The sequence below is a fragment of the Priestia sp. YIM B13491 genome, from assembly GCF_042787605.1.
Taxonomy (GTDB): Bacteria; Bacillota; Bacilli; order Bacillales; family Bacillaceae_H; genus Priestia; species Priestia megaterium_E.
The window spans coordinates 720,469-741,004 of sequence record NZ_JBHZOR010000001.1; the positions used below are offsets into that span (position 1 = coordinate 720,469).

Here is a 20,536-nt window from a genome sequence, read left to right on the forward strand (position 1 = left end):
GGTGTGGAAAACAAGATGAAACAGCGCATTATCACCGCGATTGTAGCACTTGCGGTATTTGTGCCGATTGTTTTAATTGGAGGGTTACCTTTTACCCTTATTATGTATGTAATCGGAACAGTTGGTGTAATTGAGCTTTTAAAAATGAAACATTTGAAAGCAACGTCTTTTCCAAGTATCATTAGTTTATTGCTAACCTGGGTGTTTTTACTACCAAATGGAAGAGATGTTGCATTTCAATTCTTAAGTGAACATAAGATAGAAGTAGCGCTTGCTGCTGTCCTTCTTTTATTAATGTACACGGTTGTAGTTAAAAATAAATTTACCTTCGATGACGTTGGGTTTATTTTATTAACGACAGTATATGTTGGCTTTGGCTTTCATTATTTTATCGAGGTTCGTCAAGAGTTCGGGTTAGCTTATTTGTTCTTTGCTTTTCTTATTATTTGGGCGACGGATTCCGGAGCTTATTTTATTGGACGAGCAATGGGGAAACGAAAGCTATGGCCGGAAATCAGTCCCAATAAAACCATTGAAGGTTTTGTTGGTGGCGTCGTATGCGCTATTGTAGTAGCCATTGTATTTAAGCTGTTAGCAAATATTGATCAAACTATGATTGAACTACTCGTAATTGGTATTATCGTATCGTTATTTGGACAGATGGGTGATCTTGTACAATCAGCGTTCAAACGTCACTATGGCGTAAAAGATTCAGGAAAGATTTTACCGGGTCATGGTGGGATTTTAGACCGTTTTGACAGTTTGATGTTCATCATGCCAATTTTAGCTTTTTTATTATCTCTATAAAAAAGATGTCTTTGTTTTAATAGGAGTGAATATACTTGAAGAAAATTTCCTTGTTAGGAGCTACAGGTTCAATCGGTACTCAAACCGTGGATATTGTTCGAGCGCATCCGGAGCATTTTGAGCTCTCAGCAATCTCTGTAGGTCGAAATATTAATGAAGCAAGAAAGATTATTCAGCAGTGTAAGCCAGCCCTTGTTTCTGTGATGAAGCAAGAAGATTGTCTGTCACTGCAAGCAGAATTCCCTTCTATTCGATTTGTTTATGGAGAAGAAGGGCTTGTGGAAGTGGCAACTCATCCATCCACAGAAGTTTTAGTAAATGCGGTTCTTGGAAGTGTAGGGTTGACTCCTACGCTAGAAGCAATCAAAATGAGAAAAACGATTGCTATTGCAAATAAGGAGACACTTGTTACCGCTGGTCACCTTGTCATGGAAGCAGCCAAGGAATATGGCGCTGATATTTTACCGGTAGACAGTGAGCACTCAGCTATTTTTCAAAGTTTGCAAGGGCAAGATCAAAAAGCAATAGACCGTTTAATTTTAACGGCTTCTGGAGGGAGCTTTCGAGATAAAACGAGAGCAGAACTACAGGGAGTAACGGTTGAAGATGCGTTAAATCATCCAAACTGGTCGATGGGAGCTAAAATTACAATTGATTCGGCAACGATGATGAATAAGGGACTAGAAGTGATTGAAGCACATTGGCTTTTTGATCTTCCCTATGAGAAAATTGATGTATTGTTACATAAAGAAAGCATCATTCATTCTATGGTAGAGTATTCTGATACAAGCGTTATTGCTCAGCTTGGAACGCCTGATATGCGCGTGCCAATTCAATACGCGTTAACGTATCCAAAACGCATGTCTTTACCTAACACCAAGCGTTTAAGTTTGGCGGATATTGGTCAGCTTCACTTTGCTAAAATGGATGAAGAGCGTTTTCGCTGTTTAGCTTTTGCATTTGAGGCTGGCAAAGCGGGTGGAACACTTCCGACTGTTTTAAATGCAGCTAATGAAGAAGCTGTTCAAGCCTTTTTAGATGGTCACATTACATTTTTACAAATTGAAGATGTGATTGAAAAAGCAATGAATGAACATACTGTAATACAGAAACCTTGTTTATCTACTATTAAAGAAGTAGATTTAGAAGCAAGAGAGTTTGTTAGATCCGCCATCTCTCGATAATGTGCGTGCGAGAGAAGCCACTCACTTATTTCTGGTGGGTGGAGGTTTGACTCTATTACATGAAGGGGGTAATACCCATTGAACACAGTCATTGCGTTTGTCGTCATTTTTGGAGCTCTTGTATTCTTTCATGAGCTTGGTCATTTAGTTTTTGCAAAGCGTGCAGGCATCTTATGCCGTGAGTTTGCCATTGGGTTTGGTCCCAAAATCTTTTCATTTAAACGAGATGAAACAGTTTATACCATTCGTTTGCTGCCTCTAGGTGGATTTGTTCGAATGGCTGGAGAAGACCCAGAAATGATCGAAGTTAAGCCTGGTCAAATGGTGGGCCTCATGTTTGATAAGGAAGACAAAGTAAATAAAGTCATTATTAACAACAAGGAACAGCATCCAAATGCAAAAGTTATTGAGGTAGAGCAAGCAGACTTAGAGCATAATCTATTTATTTCAGGTTATGAAGAAGGTGAAGATGAACGTCTGCAAAAATTTGAGGTAGCAGAAGAATCTTACTTCGTTATGGACGGAGAAGAAATTCAAATTGCACCTTACAGCCGTCAGTTTGCTTCCAAAACTCTTGGTCAGCGTGCGCTAGCCATTTTCGCTGGTCCGCTAATGAACTTTATATTAGCCTTTGTTATTTTTATCGTTCTTGGGATTTCTCAAGGATATGTTGTTGACAAACCTGTGATGGGCAAATTAACATCAGATGGAGTAGCCGTTGATGCGGGACTTAAACAAGGAGATAAAGTTCAAGCAATTGATGGACAAAGTGTTTCAACGTGGGATGATGTCGTAAAAGTAATTCAAAAACATCCTGAACAGCAAATTACATTCACGGTTCAGCGCGGCAGCAAAACGCTAGATATTCCGATTACACCTGAAAGTCGCAAAGTTGGGGAACAGACAATTGGACTAATTGGCGTATATGCACCGGTTGAAAAGTCATTCATTGGTTCGATCACGCACGGAGCTACTGAAACATATACGTGGATGAAAGAAATCTTAACGGGTCTAGGGAAGCTTGTGACAGGACAATTCAAACTGGATATGCTTTCTGGTCCTGTAGGTATTTACGCAGCAACCGATCAAGTAGCACAGTCAGGCATTTATTATCTAATGAAATGGGCAGCCGTTTTAAGTATTAACTTAGGGATTGTCAATTTGCTTCCACTTCCTGCTTTAGATGGAGGACGACTATTGTTCTTCGCTGTAGAAGGAATTCGCGGTAAGCCAATTGATCATCAAAAAGAAGGCATTGTTCATTTTATCGGTTTTGCTTTATTAATGCTGCTGATGCTCGTTGTAACGTGGAACGATATTCAAAAGTTCTTTTTATAAGACATACGCTCAGCGAGGGATATTCCCTCGCTGATTATATGAAAATTGCGGCATGGTCCGCCTTAAAAAATAAGATAGAGAAGTAAGCAAAGAGGTGCGAGGTTATGAGACAAAGTTCTACATTGATTCCTACATTAAGAGAAGTGCCAGCTGATGCGGATATAAAAAGCCATCAGCTTCTATTGCGCGCAGGTTACATGCGCCAAAATGCAAGCGGTGTGTACAGCTTTTTACCGCTTGGTAAGCGCGTATTGCAAAAAGTTGAACAAATTGTTCGTGAAGAGATGGACCGTGCAGGTTCTGTCGAATTATTAATGCCTGCTTTACAACAAGCTGAATTGTGGCAAGAGTCTGGCCGCTGGTATTCATACGGACCTGAGTTAATGCGTATGAAAGATCGTCACGGCCGTGAATTTGCTTTGGGAGCAACACACGAAGAAGTTATCACAAGCTTGCTTCGTGACGAAGTGAAGTCATACAAACGTTTACCGCTAAATTTATATCAAATTCAAACGAAGTTCCGCGATGAAAAACGTCCACGCTTTGGCTTATTACGCGGTCGTGAATTTATTATGAAAGATGCATATTCGTTCCATGCTTCTCAAGAAAGTTTAGATGAAGTATATGACAAAATGTTTGCTGCCTACAGCCGCATCTTTGAGCGCTGCGGATTAAATTTCCGTGCGGTTATCGCTGATTCAGGTGCAATGGGCGGAAAAGATACGCATGAATTTATGGTTCTTTCTGAAATCGGGGAAGATACAATTGCTTATTCAGATACATCTTCTTATGCAGCAAATGTTGAAATGGCACCGGTTGTAAATACCTATGAAAAATCAACTGAAGCTGAAAAAGAATTAACAAAGGTAGAAACACCAAATCAGCATAGCATTGAAGACGTAGCTGCTTTCTTAAATGTTGAAGCGACTTCTTGTATCAAGTCACTTTTATTTAAAGTAGATGATCGTTTTGTGCTTGTACTTGTTCGCGGGGACCACGAAGTAAACGATATTAAAGTGAAAAATTATTTTGAAGCTTCCGTTGTTGAACTGGCAACTCCAGAAGAAACAAAAGAAGTATTAAAATGCGCAGTTGGTTCAGTAGGACCGATTGGAGTAAGTGATTCAGTAGAAGTGGTAGCTGACCATGCTGTAAAAGCAATTGCTAACGGTGTATGCGGAGCAAATGAAGAAGGTTATCACTACACAAATGTGAATGAACGTAACTTTAATGCAACTTACGAAGATTTCCGCTTCATCCAAGAAGGGGATCAGTCACCGGATGGACAAGGCGTTATCAAGTTCGCTAAAGGTATTGAAGTGGGCCACGTCTTTAAGCTAGGAACTCGTTACAGTGAAGCGATGGGAGCAACGTATCTAGATGAGAACGGACGCAGCCAGCCAATGATTATGGGCTGCTATGGTATCGGTGTTTCTCGTACAGTAGCTGCGATTGCAGAACAATTTAATGATGAAAACGGTCTTCTATGGCCAGAAGCTGTTACGCCTTATCAAGTGCACGTTATTCCAGTTAACGTGAAAAATGATGAACAGCGTGAACTAGGTGAGAAATTATATAATGAGTTATTAGATAATCGCTTTGAAGTGCTGTTAGATGACCGCCAAGAGCGTGCAGGAGTAAAATTTGCAGATTCAGATCTAATTGGTCTTCCTGTTCGAGTAACAGTTGGTAAACGTGCATCTGAAGGAATTGTAGAAGTAAAAGTACGCAAAACTGGGGAGTCATTAGAAGTGTCAGTTGACAATCTTGTTTCAACAGTGAAAGAACTGCTAGCGAAGTAATGAAGCAGCGGGGATTTGTATCCCTGCTGTTTTTATGTTTATAAACAGAACATATGACAGAATAGAAGTCATTTATGTTAAAATAGATTGCACTCATTTATAAAAGGAGGCAGAAAACTTGGAAGCACAAACGCTAGGAAAAAAAGAGCGTTTTAAGTTGCTGCTGCAGCAGTTAGAGCTGACGAGTGATCAAATTGTTCCTTACTTTGAAAACGCAGCGATTGAAAAGCTCGTCATTCAGAAAGAACAAAAAAAATGGCATTTCCATTTTTCTTTAGAAGGGTTATTACCTTTTGAGATTTATGAGTTATTCCATGCTCGCATGTCTTCAGCTTTTTCTCATATTGCGAGTGTTTCTTTTTCTATTCAAACCGTTAATAAACAATGTACGGAAGAGCATGTACAGTCATATTGGAAGCATTGTATTGGAGAAATGCAGGGCATATCTCCGCTTTTACAGTCGCTTTTACAAGATCAAATGCCGAGGTTGAACGGCGCCAAATTGATTGTGAACGCACGACATGATGCAGAAGGAACGGCTTTACGTAAAAAGTATAGTCAGTTAATTGCTGATCAGTATGCGTCCTATGGGTTTCCGAACCTTCAGCTAATGACGGAAGTTGTACATTCAGAAGAAGCATTTCAGCAGTTTGTAGAGCAACGAAAACAAGAAGATACAGAAAAAGTATTACAAGCCATCACAGAAATGCAAAATAAAGAAAATGAAAAAAGTGATGGACCAGACCTACCAAAAGGTCCGCTTACAATTGGATATACGATTAAAGACGAGACGGTTCGCCTGGATTCCATTGTGGATGAAGAAAAGCGAATTGCCGTTGAAGGCTACGTATTTGATGCAGAAACGAGAGAATTACGAAGCGGACGTACGCTTCTTATTTTTAAAGTGACAGATTATACAAACTCTATTATGGTTAAAATGTTTTCGCGTGATAAAGAAGATATTCCTTTACTTCAAGCGATTAAAAAAGGAATGTGGGTAAAGGTTCGGGGAAGTGTACAAAACGATACATTTGTTCGTGATCTAGTTATGATTGGAAATGATGTTAACGAGATTACCGGCCCTGCTAGACAGGATACAGCGCCTGAAGATGAAAAGCGTGTGGAACTTCACTTGCATACGCCAATGAGTCAAATGGATGCCGTTTCATCTGTTGGAGCTTTAGTCGGACAAGCCAAAAAATGGGGACATCCGGCTGTAGCGATAACTGATCACGCGGTTGCACAGTCGTTTCCTGAAGCGTATGGAGCCGGGAAAAAGAACGGCATTAAAATACTGTACGGAGTGGAAGTCAATTTAGTAGACGACGGCGTGCCGATTGCCTATAATCCACAGCATGTGGATTTGACAGAAGCAACTTACGTCGTATTTGACGTCGAAACAACCGGTTTGTCAGCCGTATACGATACCATTATTGAACTTGCTGCCGTGAAGATGAAAGAAGGCGAAATCATCGATCGATTTGAACGGTTTGCAAATCCTCATCATCCTCTGTCTGCAACAACAATTGAGCTGACGGGTATTACAGATGATATGGTCCAAAATGCGCCTGAAATCTCAGAAGTACTTCGGGATTTTCACGAGTGGATGGGAGACAGTATTTTAGTCGCTCATAATGCAAGCTTTGATATGGGATTTTTAAATATGGGACTGCAAAAAATCGGATTAGAAAAAGCAGCTAACGGCGTTATTGATACGCTTGAACTCGGAAGATTTTTGTATCCGCATATGAAAAACCATCGTTTAAATACTCTTGCTAAAAAGTTTGATATTGAACTTGTGCAGCATCACCGCGCGATTTACGATGCGGAAACAACCGGCTATTTGTTAAATAAAATGCTGAAAGATGCATTTGAACGCGAAATTACGATGCACGATCGCTTAAATGATTATATGGGAGAAGGGAATGCATATCAGCGGGCCCGTCCTTATCATGCGACGCTTTTAGCACAAAACGACGTAGGTTTAAAAAATCTATTTAAACTCGTTTCTATTTCTCATTTAAATTACTTTTATCGAGTTCCGCGAATTCCGAGATCTCAGCTCGACAAATATCGAGAAGGTATCTTGATTGGAACCGCATGTGACCGAGGCGAAGTATTCGAAGGCATGATGCAAAAAGGAATTGATGAAGTAGAAGGAGCAGCTGAATTTTATGATTACATCGAAGTGCAGCCCCCTGACAACTACAAGCACTTAATTGAACTGGATTTAGTGCGGGATGAGAAAGCCTTAAAAGATATTATCAGCAATATTGTGAAGCTCGGTGAAAAGATTGGAAAGCCGGTTGTAGCAACAGGAAATGTGCACTATCTCAATCCGGAAGACAAAATTTACCGAAAAATTTTAATTGGTTCACAAGGCGGGGCTAACCCGTTAAACCGTCATCAGCTGCCGGATGTTCATTTTAGATCAACGGATGAGATGCTGAATTGTTTTTCATTTTTAGACGGGGACAAAGCGAAAGAAATTGTTGTTCATAATACGCAAAAAATAGCGGATATGATTGACGATATTAAACCAATTAAAGATGATTTATATACGCCTAAAATTGAAGGTGCAGACGAAGAAATGCGTGAAATGAGCTATGCGATGGCACGCAGCATCTACGGTGAAGAGCTGCCTGAAGTAGTAGAAGCTCGCCTAGAGAAAGAGTTGAAAAGTATTATCGGGCACGGGTTTGCCGTTATTTACTTGATCTCGCATAAACTCGTTAAAAAATCCTTGAATGATGGTTACTTAGTTGGTTCACGTGGTTCCGTAGGGTCTTCATTCGTTGCGACGATGACAGAAATTACAGAAGTAAACCCACTGCCGCCGCATTATGTTTGTCCAAAATGTAAGAAATCTGAGTTTTTTAATGACGGTTCCGTTGGTTCTGGATTCGACTTGCCGGATAAAAGCTGCGACGATTGTGGCGTACCATTTATTAAAGACGGACACGATATTCCGTTTGAAACGTTCTTAGGATTCAAAGGAGATAAAGTTCCCGATATCGATTTGAACTTCTCCGGAGAGTATCAGCCGCGAGCTCATAACTATACAAAAGTACTGTTTGGACAAGATAATGTATACCGCGCGGGAACAATCGGTACAGTAGCCGAAAAAACAGCTTATGGCTATGTAAAAGGCTATGCCGGTGACCGTGATTTACATTTGCGAAACGCAGAAGTGGATCGTTTAGTAGCAGGATGTACGGGCGTAAAACGTACAACGGGTCAGCATCCAGGGGGGATTATCGTTGTACCGGACTATATGGATATTTTCGATTTTTCACCGATCCAGTTTCCAGCTGATGACCGTAATTCCGAATGGAGAACAACTCATTTTGACTTCCATTCGATTCATGATAATTTATTAAAACTTGATATACTTGGACACGATGATCCGACCGTGATTCGCATGCTTCAAGATTTAAGTGGAATTGATCCAAAAACAATTCCGACAGATGATCCTGAAGTGATGAAAATTTTTAGCGGAACGGAATCACTTGGCGTAACAGAAGAGCAAATTATGTGTAAAACAGGAACGCTTGGCATACCTGAGTTTGGAACGCGCTTTGTGCGTCAAATGTTAGAAGATACGAAGCCAACGACGTTTTCAGAGCTTGTTCAAATCTCAGGACTGTCGCACGGGACGGACGTATGGCTTGGTAATGCGCAGGAGCTAATTCGCAATGATATTTGCAACTTAAGTGAAGTAATCGGCTGTCGTGATGACATCATGGTGTATCTGATTTATCAAGGTCTTGAACCTTCACTTGCCTTTAAAATTATGGAGTCTGTACGTAAAGGGAAAGGGCTAACACCTGAATTTGAAGAGGAAATGATCAAAAATGGTGTTCCGGACTGGTATATTGATTCTTGTAAAAAGATTAAGTATATGTTCCCTAAAGCCCATGCGGCTGCTTATGTATTGATGGCCGTGCGTATTGCTTATTTCAAAGTGCACCACGCGCTTCTTTATTACGCAGCATACTTTACGGTTCGTGCAGATGACTTTGATATTGATACGATGATCAAAGGCTCAACTGCCATTCGAGCGAAGATGGAAGAAATCAATGCCAAAGGTTTAGATGCATCTCCTAAAGAGAAAAACTTATTAACGGTGCTTGAGCTTTCTTTAGAAATGTGCGAACGAGGCTATTCGTTTAAAAAAGTAGATTTATATGAATCTAGCGCAGACGAATTTTTAATTGACGGTACGTCTTTAGTTCCACCGTTTAATGCCATTCCCGGTCTTGGCACAAATGCAGCGCTGAACATTGTAAAAGCTCGTGAAACGGGAGAGTTTTTATCGAAAGAAGACTTGCAGCAGCGAGGCAAAGTATCGAAGACGATTTTAGAGTATCTAGACAACCATGGATGCCTTGAATCATTACCTGATCAGAACCAGCTTTCTCTTTTCTAACATTTGCATAAAATAAGCGGTTATGATATAGTAATTGTGGAAATGCTAAGGATACGGACGAGAAAGAGTGGGGAAACCCGCTCTTTCTTATTGATATGAACTTACTGACATAGTAAGTAGTATGGAGAACGAATCGGCTTCTAGCATGATTCGTTTTTTCTGTAGATTTTCAATCACCATGATTGATTTATTATGTGACGTTTAAAATCCTGCAACACAAATGACAACATTTCCACTCTAGTAGGTTAGACCTCTTATAGAGTGCAAAATAAAAATAGCAAATAAACCACTCTTTTTTGATATAAGAGACATAAAAAACGCGTAACCTAAACATACCATGCAATGTCTCGAAGGGAGGATTAGAATGAGTAAAAATGTAAAACAAACAGTGGAAGAAATGGTTTCCCCTATCTTAGAGGAAATGAATTTAGAGCTTGTTGAAATTGAATACGTAAAAGAAGGAAAAGATTGGTTTTTACGTGTGTTTATCGACTCTGATACCGGCGTGGATATCGAAGACTGCGGAGCAGTAAGTGAAAAATTGAGTGAGAAAATGGATGCAGTAGATCCAATCCCTCATAACTATTTTTTAGAAGTATCATCGCCTGGTGCGGAACGCCCATTAAAAAAAGATAAAGATTTTGAACGTGCAATTGGTAAGCATGTATACATAAAAACATATGAACCAATTGAAGGCGCAAAAGAATTTGAAGGCGAATTACAATCATTTGACGGAGAAACTGTCACATTATCTATTCGTATCAAAACACGCACAAAAACGGTGGTTTTACCATATGACAAAGTCGCTTTTGCTCGATTAGCGATTGTATTTTAATGTGTAGGGGCCAATATTAAAGGGGGATTATCCAACGATGAGCAGTGAGTTATTTGATGCCTTAGTCATTCTTGAAAAAGAGAAAGGCATTAGCAAAGATATAATTATTGAAGCAATTGAAGCAGCGCTAATTTCTGCTTACAAACGCAACTTTAACCAAGCGCAAAACGTACGCGTTGATTTAAATTTAGAAAGAGGTTCAATGCGCGTGTTTGCTCGCAAAGATGTGGTTGATGAAGTATATGATCCACGCCTGGAAATTTCGGTTGAAGAAGCACAAACAATCAACCCTAACTTTCAGCTAGACGATGTGGTTGAAATCGAAGTAACGCCAAAAGACTTTGGACGCATCGCGGCTCAAACGGCAAAACAAGTTGTTACACAGCGTGTTCGTGAGGCGGAACGAGGCGTTATCTATTCAGAGTTCAGCGATCGGGAAGAAGATATTATGACAGGTATTGTTCAGCGTCAAGATTCTCGCTTCATCTATGTGAGCCTTGGCAAAATTGAAGCATTGCTTCCTCAAAGCGAGCAAATGCCAAATGAGCAGTATAAACCTCATGATCGTATTAAAGTGTATATTACGAAAGTAGAAAAAACAACAAAAGGCCCACAAATCTATGTTTCACGTACGCACCCAGGTCTTTTAAAACGTCTTTTCGAAAAAGAAGTACCGGAAATCTATGACGGTACAGTTGAATTAAAATCAGTAGCTCGCGAAGCTGGAGACCGTTCAAAAATCTCTGTTCATTCTGAGTATGCTGAAGTAGATCCGGTCGGTTCTTGCGTTGGGCCAAAAGGTCAGCGCGTACAGGCTGTTGTAAATGAACTAAAAGGTGAAAAAATTGACATCGTTCGCTGGTCAAATGATCCAGTTGAATTTGTTGCCAATGCTTTAAGTCCATCTAAGGTAGTAGATGTGATTGTAGATGAAAATGAAAAAGCAACAACTGTTATCGTTCCTGACTATCAGCTGTCACTTGCAATTGGTAAACGTGGACAAAATGCACGTCTAGCTGCTAAGCTGACAGGCTGGAAAATTGATATTAAAAGTCAATCAGAAGCTGAACAAGAAGGTATGGTTGTAAAAAACAGCGATGATATGCTAGTAAGTCAACATGCATTTGATTCAGATGAAGATATGGAATAAGAGGTGAGCCAAGGTGAACAATCGTAAAAAAGTCCCGATGCGAAAATGTGTGGCCACTGGAGAAATGAAGCCTAAAAAAGAGCTAGTACGCGTTGTACGCTCAAAAGAAGGCGACGTTTCAGTTGATGTAACGGGTAAAAAGTCCGGGCGCGGAGCTTATGTAAGCAAGGATAAAGAAGCAATTTTATTGGCAAAAAAGAAAAATGTGCTTTCGACACATTTAGGCGCGTCAATAGATGAAGCGGTTTATGAAGAGTTGCTAGCGCTTGTAGAAAAGGAGAAACAGTCACGCTAATGAATGAACAATGGATCTCCTTTTTAGGGCTTGCAAACCGTGCACGCAAATTGATTTCTGGAGAAGAACTTGTGGTTAGAGAAGTTCGGAAACAAAAAGCAAAGTTAGTACTTTTAGCAAGCGATGCGTCTGAAAACACAAAGAAAAAAGTAACGGATAAATGTTCTTACTATAACGTTTCGGTTAAAATCGTTCCCGATCGCTATACGCTAGGTCAAGCGATTGGTAAAGATGCTCGAGTCGTGGTAGCCGTTATGGACGAGGGGTTTGCTAAAAAGCTAGCAACGATGCTCGGTTAATTTTATGGGGGTGAAAGTATTGAATAAAAATACAAAATCAACAGCTAACAAAGGAAACAATAAAGGTAACAAAAAGCCACAGGCACAAAAGTCACAGGCACCAAAAGGTAGACCGGCTCCAGCAGCTGCAAAAGAGTTACCGGAAAAAGTAACGTTTGTCGGAAGCTTAACGGTTTCTGAGTTAGCAAAAGAGTTAGGCAAAGAGCCTTCTGAAATTATTAAAAAATTATTTATGCTTGGTGTAATGGCAACAATTAACCAAGAGTTAGATAAAGATTCTATCGAACTAATTGCCGGAGAATACGGTGTAGAAGTTGAAGAAGAAGTAGTGGTAGATGACAATGCTTTTGAATCATTAGAAATCATTGATGACGAAAAAGACCTTCAAGTGCGTCCTCCAGTTGTTACAATCATGGGTCACGTTGACCACGGTAAAACGACGCTTCTTGACTCTATCCGTAACACAAAAGTAACGGCTGCAGAAGCAGGCGGTATCACGCAGCACATCGGTGCTTATCAAGTTGTGGTTGACGAAAAGAAAATTACATTCCTTGATACACCAGGGCATGCTGCATTTACAACGATGCGTGCTCGCGGTGCGCAAGTAACGGATATTACAATCCTTGTTGTGGCAGCAGACGATGGTGTAATGCCTCAAACAATTGAAGCGATTAACCATGCAAAAGCGGCAGAAGTGCCAATTATTGTTGCGGTTAACAAAATGGATAAAGAAGCAGCAAATCCAGATCGCGTTATGCAAGAACTAATGGAGCACGGCCTTGTAGCTGAAGAGTGGGGCGGAGAAACAATCTTCTGTAAGCTTTCAGCCATTTCGGGTGAAGGGATCGATCAATTGCTTGAAATGATTTTACTTGTAAGTGAAGTAGAAGAGTTAAAAGCAAATCCTAACCGTCGTGCAGCAGGTACAGTTGTAGAAGCACAGCTAGATAAAGGCCGTGGGTCTGTAGCAACGCTTCTTGTTCAAACTGGTACACTACGCGTAGGTGATCCAATCGTAGTCGGAAATACGTTTGGCCGCGTTCGCGCAATGGTAAATGATATCGGCCGCCGTGTGAAGGAAGTAGGACCATCTACTCCGGTTGAGATTACTGGCTTAAACGAAGTTCCGTTAGCTGGAGATCGTTTCTTAGTGTTTGAAGATGAGAAAACAGCTCGTCAAATCGGAGAAGCTCGTGCTCAAAAGCAGCTTGAACAACAGCGCGGTGAAAAATCTCGCGTAAGCTTAGATGATTTATTTGAAAAAATTAAACAAGGTGAAATGAAAGACTTAAACCTTATCGTAAAAGCAGACGTACAAGGTTCTGTAGAAGCATTGGCTGCTGCTCTTCAAAAGATTGATGTAGAGGGTGTAAATGTTCGTATTATCCATACGGGTGTAGGTGCGATTACAGAATCTGATATCATTCTTGCAACTGCTTCTAACGCAATCGTTATCGGCTTTAACGTGCGTCCGGATGCTGGAGCAAAACGTACAGCTGACGTAGAAAACGTAGATATTCGTCTTCACCGCATTATTTACAAAGTAATTGAAGAAATTGAATCTGCGATGAAAGGAATGCTTGATCCTGAGTTTGCTGAAAAAATCATCGGTCAAGTGGAAGTACGTCAAACATTCAAAGTATCAAAAGTTGGTACAATCGCAGGAAGTTACGTAACAGACGGTAAAATTACACGTAACAGTGGAATTCGTTTAATCCGTGACGGAATTGTTATCTTTGAAGGTGAAGTAGATGTGCTAAAACGCTTTAAAGACGATGCAAAAGAAGTCGCTCAAGGATATGAGTGTGGTATTACAATTAAAAACTTCAATGATATTAAAGAAGGAGATATTATTGAAGCGTATGTAATGGAGCAAATTGATCCTAAATGATTGGACTAGTGGAGTGTGAATGCTTAATTTACGATGCTGCTTCTCTTAAAGAAAAACGTGCCGTGCTTCAGCGCATCTTGATGCGCTTGAAGCAGCGGTTTAACGTATCAGTTTCTGAAACTGATTTTCAAGATATGTGGCAGCGAACAAAAATTAGCATTGTCGCAGTCTCATCTAGCCGTGTCACAACGGAACAAGAACTGCAAAAAGCGCTAAGCTTGATTGATTCTTTTCCAGAGATTGAACGTACCATTACAACTTTTGATTGGTTATAAAAGGGGTGACACAGATGAACATAAGAGCAACTAGAGTCGGAGAACAAATGAAAAAAGAGATGGGCGAGATTTTAAATCGTAAAATCAAGGATCCGCGCATTGGTTTTGTGACTGTAACAGATGTTCAAGTATCAGGCGATTTACAGCAAGCGAAAGTTTATATCTCTGTTTTAGGAGATGCTGAACAGCGTGAGAATACGTTAAAAGGCCTTGCGAAAGCAAAAGGATTTATCCGCTCAGAAATCGGTCAGCGCATTCGCTTACGTAAAACACCTGAAATTACGTTTGAATTTGATGAATCAATTGATTATGGTAATCGAATTGAATCATTGCTTCATGAAATTAAAAAAGAAAGCGATGACCATCAAGAGAACGAATAAGATCAGTGAATGTAGAAACAAAAAAGGGTGTCTCAAAAGTGGTTTTTGCTTCTGAGACGCCCTTTTTTAAATGAAAAGGAGATGAAGAATGAGTGGACGGTGTTTTAGTTTTACATAAACCAGCTGGCCTGACTTCGCACGACTGTGTGTTTAAAGTCCGAAAGCTGCTTCGCACTAAAAAAGTAGGGCATACAGGCACATTAGACCCAGACGTTACAGGGGTATTGCCTATTTGTATCGGTAGAGCTACCAAAATTGTAGAGTATCTAACAGGAGCTACTAAAACTTATGAGGGAGAAGTTACACTCGGATTTTCTACAACAACAGAAGATTCTTCCGGAGAGATTGTAGAAGAAAAGAAAGTAGCGGATTCTTTTTCGCGTGCTCAAATCGAAGAAGTGCTGTCTTCGATGACAGGAGAACTTCAGCAAGTGCCTCCAATGTACTCCGCGGTAAAAGTCAAAGGTAAAAAGCTATATGAATATGCAAGGCAAGGAATCGAAGTAGAGCGCCCTGTTAGAACCATTCATATTTATAGCTTTGAACTGCTGGACGATCGCGCTACATTTGAGGGAGAACAAATTTCCTTCAAATTCCGCGTAACGTGCAGCAAAGGTACATATGTGCGAACGCTTGCTGTGATGATTGGAGAAGCTCTTGGCTATCCGTCTCATATGTCTTATTTGCAGCGAACGGGTTCAGGGCAGTTTTCACTAGAAGATTGTGTGACATTTGAAGATATTGAACGGGCGGTAGAAGAAGAAACGATTAATGAGAAACTGCATTCGATCGAAGAAGCTCTTAATCATTTGCCGAAACTTCAAATTAGTGATACATTAGCAGAGAAAGTGAAAAATGGCGCGGTATTGCCGTGCACAGAAGATGAAGAGTTAAAAAAGGAACCATTCTTTTTAATGATAAATTCTGCAGGCAAGTGCTTAGCAATTTATGCTCAGCACCCAACGAAAAAACATTTAATGAAGCCGGTTAAAGTGTTGGCAATCGACTAGACCGGTTAGGGAAAAGGTGAACTGTGTTTTGGAAACGATTGAAATTCGACATCCACACCACTTTCAACGAGAAGCTGTTCAACAATCAGTGTTAGCGCTTGGTTATTTTGATGGTGTGCATTTAGGGCATCAGCAAGTGATAAATTCAGCAAAACGGTTAGCCGATGAAAAAGGCATAGCTAGTGCTGTGATGACGTTTACTCCTCACCCTTCTGTGGTGCTCGGGCGCAACGTGCAGCACATTGATATGATCACACCACTTCAAGAAAAAAAGAAACTCATTGAGGAAATGGGAATTGACTTTTTATATATCGTTCATTTTGATAAACAGTTTGCAGCACTATTGCCTCAAGAGTTTGTGGATCAGTATATTATTGGCCTGAATGTGCAGCATGTGGTAGCTGGATTTGACTATACGTATGGAAAGTTAGGTAAAGGAACAATGGAAATACTACCATTTCATTCTCGATCAAAATTCACTCAAACAACAATTGATAAGTTAACAAATGGCGAAGAAAAAATTAGTTCAACGCTTATTCGCGAAAATTTAGCAAATGGAGACATGCATCGAGTAAAAGAGCTGCTTGGGCGCTATTATGAAGTGTCAGGCACAGTAACTCACGGAGAAAAGCGAGGCAGGCAAATAGGTTTTCCAACTGCTAACATCGCCTTAGACGATGAGTATTTACTTCCGCGCATCGGCGTGTATGCTGTTGAGCTTCAGCTCCACGGCAAGTGGTATGCAGGAGTATGCAACGTGGGCTATAAGCCGACTTTTCACGAAAATTTAGAAAAGCCAACAATCGAAGTGCACTTATTATCATTTGACGAACAAATCTACGATCAGCACGTAACGGTGAAATGGCACCGAATGATTCGGTCAGAAAAAAAGTTCAGCGGCATCGAAGAGCTTGTCGGTCAGATCTCAAAGGACAAGGAAGAAGCCCTTGCTTATTTTGAAGGAATTCAAAAGCATAAGAAATAAAAAAATATATATAAATAGCTGCTACGACTTGCTTTTTGCTTCAATAAGTAGTAACATAACACTTGTATGTAAAACAACCATTGCTTGGCATTACGATTCACCAACGTTTTGCTCGGTAACTGGGGTTTAATAATAAGGAGGTGAATAGGATGGCTATCACACAAGAGCGTAAAAATGAAATCATTAGTGAGTACAAAACTCATGCGAACGACACTGGTTCTCCAGAAGTTCAAATCGCTGTCCTAACAGAGCAAATTAACAATCTAAACGGTCACTTACGTACTCATAAAAAGGATCACCATTCACGTCGTGGTCTTTTAAAAATGGTAGGTCGACGTCGTAACTTACTTAACTACCTACGTAACAAAGACGTTACTCGTTATCGTGAGTTAATCAACAAACTTGGTTTACGTCGATAATAAGAAGAAAGCGGGAGCATTCCCGCTTTTTTAGTATGTACATTTAAGAAACATTAAAGATGCTACATAATGTGAAAAAAGCTATTGTTTTTGGATATTTCGTTTATAATAAAACTATCACATTTGATTACATACATATTTTATATGTAGAGAGGGGTACTCGTCGATATGGAACAAGAAAAACGAGTGTTCTCCGTAGATCTAGCTGGACGAAAGCTAGAAGTTGAAGTTGGCCAGTTGGCAAAACAAGCAAATGGCGCAGCATTAATCCGCTATGGAGACACAGTTGTATTAAGTACAGCAACGGCTTCAAAAGAGCCTAAAAATGTAGATTTCTTCCCGTTAACAGTAAACTATGAAGAGCGTTTATATGCAGTCGGTAAAATCCCAGGTGGATTCATTAAGCGTGAAGGCAGACCAAGTGAAAAAGCAATCTTGGCTAGCCGTTTAATCGACCGTCCGATTCGTCCTTTATTCGCAGATGGTTTCCGAAACGAAGTTCAAGTTGTCAGCGTTGTAATGAGCGTAGATCAAAACTGTTCTTCAGAAATCGCGGCAATGTTCGGTTCTTCATTAGCATTATCAGTATCTGATATTCCATTTGAAGGTCCTATTGCAGGCGTAATCGTAGGCCGTGTAGACAATGAATTTGTTGTAAACCCAACGGTAGATGAGCTTGAAAAAAGCGATATTCATCTGACGGTTGCTGGTACAAAAGACGCGATCAACATGGTTGAAGCAGGCGCTGATGAAGTACCGGAAGAAGTAATGCTAGAAGCAATTATGTTTGGACACGAGCAAATTAAAAAATTAATTGCGTTCCAAGAAGAAATTGTAGCAGCAGTAGGCAAAGAAAAAGTAGAAGTTGCGCTTTATACTGTGGATGCTGACCTTGAGCGTCAAGTTCGCGAAATTGCAGAAGGTGACATGAACCGTGCGGTTCAAGTTCAAGAAAAGCATGCGCGCGAAAATGCGATTAAAGAAGTGAAAAGCGCCGTAGCTGCAAAATTTGAAGAGCAAGATGTAGAAGAAGAAGTACTAAATCAAGTGAATGAAATTTTATCAAAGCTTGTTAAAAGTGAAGTGCGTCGCTTGATCACAGAAGAAAAAGTGCGTCCTGATGGCCGTAGTATTGACGAAATTCGTCCACTTTCTTCTGAAACAAACTTGCTTCCTCGTACACACGGATCTGGATTATTTACGCGTGGACAAACTCAAGCGCTTAGCATCTGTACATTAGGTGCACTGGGCGATGTGCAAATTTTAGATGGTTTAAGTGTAGAAGAATCTAAACGCTTCATGCATCACTATAACTTCCCTTCATTTAGTGTTGGTGAAACTAGACCGATGCGCGGACCGGGTCGTCGTGAAATTGGACATGGTGCGCTAGGTGAACGTGCACTTGAGCCTGTTATTCCAAATGAAAAAGATTTCCCTTATACAATTCGTCTTGTATCTGAAGTATTAGAGTCAAACGGTTCTACTTCACAAGCGAGTATTTGTGCAAGTACGCTTGCAATGATGGATGCTGGGGTTCCAATTAAAGCACCTGTAGCAGGGATTGCCATGGGTCTGATCAAATCAGGTGAACACTATTCGATTCTAACGGACATTCAAGGAATGGAAGATCACCTAGGAGATATGGACTTTAAAGTAGCAGGTACGGAAAATGGCGTAACTGCGCTTCAAATGGATATTAAAATTGACGGGTTATCTCGTGAAATTTTAGACGAAGCCCTTCAACAAGCAAAAAAAGGCCGTATGCAGATCTTAAATCATATGATGTCAACGATTGCTACGCCTCGTCAAGAGCTTTCTCAATATGCGCCTAAGATCCTTACAATGGCGATTAACCCTGATAAAATTCGTGATGTTATTGGACCAAGCGGCAAGCAAATCAATAAAATCATCGAAGAAACAGGCGTTAAAATTGATATCGAACAAGATGGTACAATCTTCATTTCTTCTATTGATCAGCCAATGAATGAAAAAGCGAAGAAAATTATTGAAGATCTTGTACGCGAAGTTGAAGTCGGCCAAATGTACTTAGGAAAAGTAAAACGAATTGAAAAATTCGGTGCATTTGTAGAAATCTTCAGCGGAAAAGATGGGCTTGTTCATATTTCAGAGCTTGCAGAAGAGCGTATTGGAAAAGTGGAAGACGTTGTAGCGATTGGTGACGAGCTTTTAGTTAAGGTTATGGAAATTGATAAACAAGGCCGCGTTAACTTATCTCGTAAAGCAATTTTAAAAGAACAAAAAGAAAAAGAAGAAAAAGCAAAAGAAACAAAATAATCTTCTTTTACTACTATATAGATATTGTGAAATCGTCCATACATGAAGAAAATCCATGTGTAGGGCGATTTTATCGTTTGTAGATGTTTGTTCTACCTTGTCCTCTTTATACATATTTTAAATGGTAAAGGGGGAAGGATAAGTGAAGAGAACCATTGTGCAATTTACAGCATTTCTATTTTTACTGGCAATTACATATAAATCTATTTATAATCCTTTTGCTGAAGCATATATAGAAGCACTTAAATCCGATGTACAACTTGTATCAGCTCAGCATGATGCGTTATATCAAAAGATTGAAGAAAAAGCAAAAGATTATGAAAAGCCGGCAGCGAATGCACGAATCGATCCCGTATGGAAACGGGTTCCTGGCTATAACGGCATAAAAGTTGATCTTGCTGCTTCTTATAAAAATATGAAACCTGCGGGTAAATTTGATGAAAAAAAACTAGTGTACAAACAGGTTAGACCAAAGGTTCACTTGAAGGATTTACCACAGGAACCTATCTACCGTGGACACGATGAAAAGCCTATGGTATCGTTTACAGTGAACGTAGCATGGGGGAACGAGTATTTGCCTAAAATGTTAGAAGTGCTAAAAAAGCACCATGCTAAAGCAACTTTCTTTTTAGAAGGAAAATGGGTTAAAAATAATCCAGATATGGCAAAAATGATTGTAGACGCAGGGCATGAAGTAGGAAACCACTCTTATTCTCATCCTGATATGGCCACTTTATCGGCTAGTCAAATCAATCAGCAGCTTAAAAAAACGAATGATATTATTACGTCTACTACGGGACAAAAAGTAAAATGGTTTGCTCCGCCGAGCGGCAGTTTTCGCCCCGAAGTAGTAACGCTTGCTTCTCAGTTAAAAATGAGTACCATCATGTGGACAGTTGATACAATCGATTGGCAAAAGCCAAGTTCAGAAGTGTTAATTAATCGAGTAATGAAAAAGATTCACCCAGGGGCTATTGTACTGATGCACCCGACTGAATCAACGGCCGAATCGCTTGACCAATTGTTAACCGATATTGAACGCAAAGGCCTGAAAGTTAGCGATGTGTCAACAATGCTAGATGAAGAACGAATGATGAAAATACCTTCTTCTACTAAGAAGTAAGTGAGATAAGCAAAAGGGA

Annotated in this window: 16 protein-coding genes and 1 pseudogene; all 17 read left to right on the top strand. The window is 40.1% G+C overall.

The genetic code is table 11. The annotated features are described in order from the left end of the window. Positions 1-15: 15 nt before the first annotated feature. The 17 genes and pseudogenes from ACFX4E_RS03715 (at position 16) to ACFX4E_RS03795 (ending at position 20,517) form a co-directional block, all read left to right on the top strand. Positions 16-807: a phosphatidate cytidylyltransferase gene (locus ACFX4E_RS03715; protein ID WP_263033781.1), complete on the top strand. Its 792-nt coding sequence runs from the start codon at positions 16-18 to the stop codon at positions 805-807. A gap of 35 nt (positions 808-842) precedes the next feature. After that, entirely contained in the window at positions 843-1,991 is a 1,149-nt protein-coding gene (gene dxr / locus ACFX4E_RS03720) for a 1-deoxy-D-xylulose-5-phosphate reductoisomerase (RefSeq protein ID WP_028410835.1), read from the top strand. 78 nt (positions 1,992-2,069) lie between these two features. Then, on the top strand, positions 2,070-3,329 hold the full coding sequence (gene rseP / locus ACFX4E_RS03725) for an RIP metalloprotease RseP (RefSeq protein WP_377258795.1): 1,260 nt from the start codon (positions 2,070-2,072) through the stop codon (positions 3,327-3,329). 104 nt (positions 3,330-3,433) lie between these two features. Continuing rightward, entirely contained in the window at positions 3,434-5,131 is a 1,698-nt protein-coding gene (locus tag ACFX4E_RS03730; RefSeq protein WP_025750291.1) for a proline--tRNA ligase, read from the top strand. 118 nt (positions 5,132-5,249) lie between these two features. After that, a complete protein-coding gene (locus ACFX4E_RS03735) occupies positions 5,250-9,560 on the top strand; it encodes a PolC-type DNA polymerase III (protein ID WP_028410838.1) in 4,311 nt (1,436 codons plus the stop codon). Positions 9,561-9,924: 364 nt separating this feature from the next. Further along, entirely contained in the window at positions 9,925-10,395 is a 471-nt protein-coding gene (gene rimP, locus ACFX4E_RS03740) for a ribosome maturation factor RimP (RefSeq protein ID WP_013084764.1), read from the top strand. Positions 10,396-10,432: 37 nt separating this feature from the next. Continuing rightward, the gene (gene nusA, locus ACFX4E_RS03745) at positions 10,433-11,545 is read left to right on the top strand and encodes a transcription termination factor NusA (RefSeq protein ID WP_028410839.1); all 1,113 of its coding nucleotides are present in this window, start codon (positions 10,433-10,435) and stop codon (positions 11,543-11,545) included. A gap of 13 nt (positions 11,546-11,558) precedes the next feature. After that, a complete protein-coding gene (rnpM, locus tag ACFX4E_RS03750; protein WP_013058838.1) occupies positions 11,559-11,840 on the top strand; it encodes an RNase P modulator RnpM in 282 nt (93 codons plus the stop codon). Beyond that, complete coding sequence (locus ACFX4E_RS03755; RefSeq protein ID WP_013058837.1) at positions 11,840-12,139, top strand: YlxQ family RNA-binding protein; 300 nt, start codon at positions 11,840-11,842, stop codon at positions 12,137-12,139. Before rnpM ends, ACFX4E_RS03755 begins: the two co-directional genes overlap by 1 nt. A 22-nt stretch (positions 12,140-12,161) precedes the next feature. Then, positions 12,162-14,030, top strand: a pseudogene (gene infB / locus ACFX4E_RS03760) (translation initiation factor IF-2); the annotation flags it as partial. Next, positions 14,027-14,305: a DUF503 domain-containing protein gene (locus ACFX4E_RS03765; protein WP_028410841.1), complete on the top strand. Its 279-nt coding sequence runs from the start codon at positions 14,027-14,029 to the stop codon at positions 14,303-14,305. The pseudogene infB and the gene ACFX4E_RS03765, both read left to right, overlap by 4 nt. A gap of 14 nt (positions 14,306-14,319) precedes the next feature. Beyond that, complete coding sequence (rbfA, locus tag ACFX4E_RS03770) at positions 14,320-14,685, top strand: 30S ribosome-binding factor RbfA (RefSeq protein ID WP_013058834.1); 366 nt, start codon at positions 14,320-14,322, stop codon at positions 14,683-14,685. 92 nt (positions 14,686-14,777) lie between these two features. Further along, a complete protein-coding gene (truB, locus tag ACFX4E_RS03775) occupies positions 14,778-15,695 on the top strand; it encodes a tRNA pseudouridine(55) synthase TruB (RefSeq protein WP_098331911.1) in 918 nt (305 codons plus the stop codon). A gap of 28 nt (positions 15,696-15,723) precedes the next feature. After that, positions 15,724-16,680, top strand: a complete 957-nt coding sequence (ribF, locus tag ACFX4E_RS03780; protein WP_060745988.1) for a bifunctional riboflavin kinase/FAD synthetase — start codon at positions 15,724-15,726, stop codon at positions 16,678-16,680. Positions 16,681-16,829: 149 nt separating this feature from the next. Further along, on the top strand, positions 16,830-17,099 hold the full coding sequence (gene rpsO, locus ACFX4E_RS03785; RefSeq protein ID WP_013058831.1) for a 30S ribosomal protein S15: 270 nt from the start codon (positions 16,830-16,832) through the stop codon (positions 17,097-17,099). Positions 17,100-17,267: 168 nt separating this feature from the next. Next, on the top strand, positions 17,268-19,394 hold the full coding sequence (gene pnp / locus ACFX4E_RS03790) for a polyribonucleotide nucleotidyltransferase (protein ID WP_028410844.1): 2,127 nt from the start codon (positions 17,268-17,270) through the stop codon (positions 19,392-19,394). A gap of 142 nt (positions 19,395-19,536) precedes the next feature. Continuing rightward, on the top strand, positions 19,537-20,517 hold the full coding sequence (locus ACFX4E_RS03795) for a polysaccharide deacetylase family protein (protein ID WP_016765374.1): 981 nt from the start codon (positions 19,537-19,539) through the stop codon (positions 20,515-20,517). Positions 20,518-20,536 lie beyond the last annotated feature (19 nt).

What these genes read in the sequence shown, in the direction of transcription:
- ACFX4E_RS03755 (WP_013058837.1), top strand. Translation starts at nt 11,840, where the DNA reads ATGAATGAACAATGGATCTCCTTTTTAGGGCTTGCAAACCGTGCACGC.
- rimP (WP_013084764.1), top strand. Translation starts at nt 9,925, where the DNA reads ATGAGTAAAAATGTAAAACAAACAGTGGAAGAAATGGTTTCCCCTATC.
- ACFX4E_RS03730 (WP_025750291.1), top strand. Translation starts at nt 3,434, where the DNA reads ATGAGACAAAGTTCTACATTGATTCCTACATTAAGAGAAGTGCCAGCT.
- pnp (WP_028410844.1), top strand. Translation starts at nt 17,268, where the DNA reads ATGGAACAAGAAAAACGAGTGTTCTCCGTAGATCTAGCTGGACGAAAG.
- nusA (WP_028410839.1), top strand. Translation starts at nt 10,433, where the DNA reads ATGAGCAGTGAGTTATTTGATGCCTTAGTCATTCTTGAAAAAGAGAAA.
- ACFX4E_RS03765 (WP_028410841.1), top strand. Translation starts at nt 14,027, where the DNA reads ATGATTGGACTAGTGGAGTGTGAATGCTTAATTTACGATGCTGCTTCT.
- rbfA (WP_013058834.1), top strand. Translation starts at nt 14,320, where the DNA reads ATGAACATAAGAGCAACTAGAGTCGGAGAACAAATGAAAAAAGAGATG.
- rpsO (WP_013058831.1), top strand. Translation starts at nt 16,830, where the DNA reads ATGGCTATCACACAAGAGCGTAAAAATGAAATCATTAGTGAGTACAAA.
- ACFX4E_RS03715 (WP_263033781.1), top strand. Translation starts at nt 16, where the DNA reads ATGAAACAGCGCATTATCACCGCGATTGTAGCACTTGCGGTATTTGTG.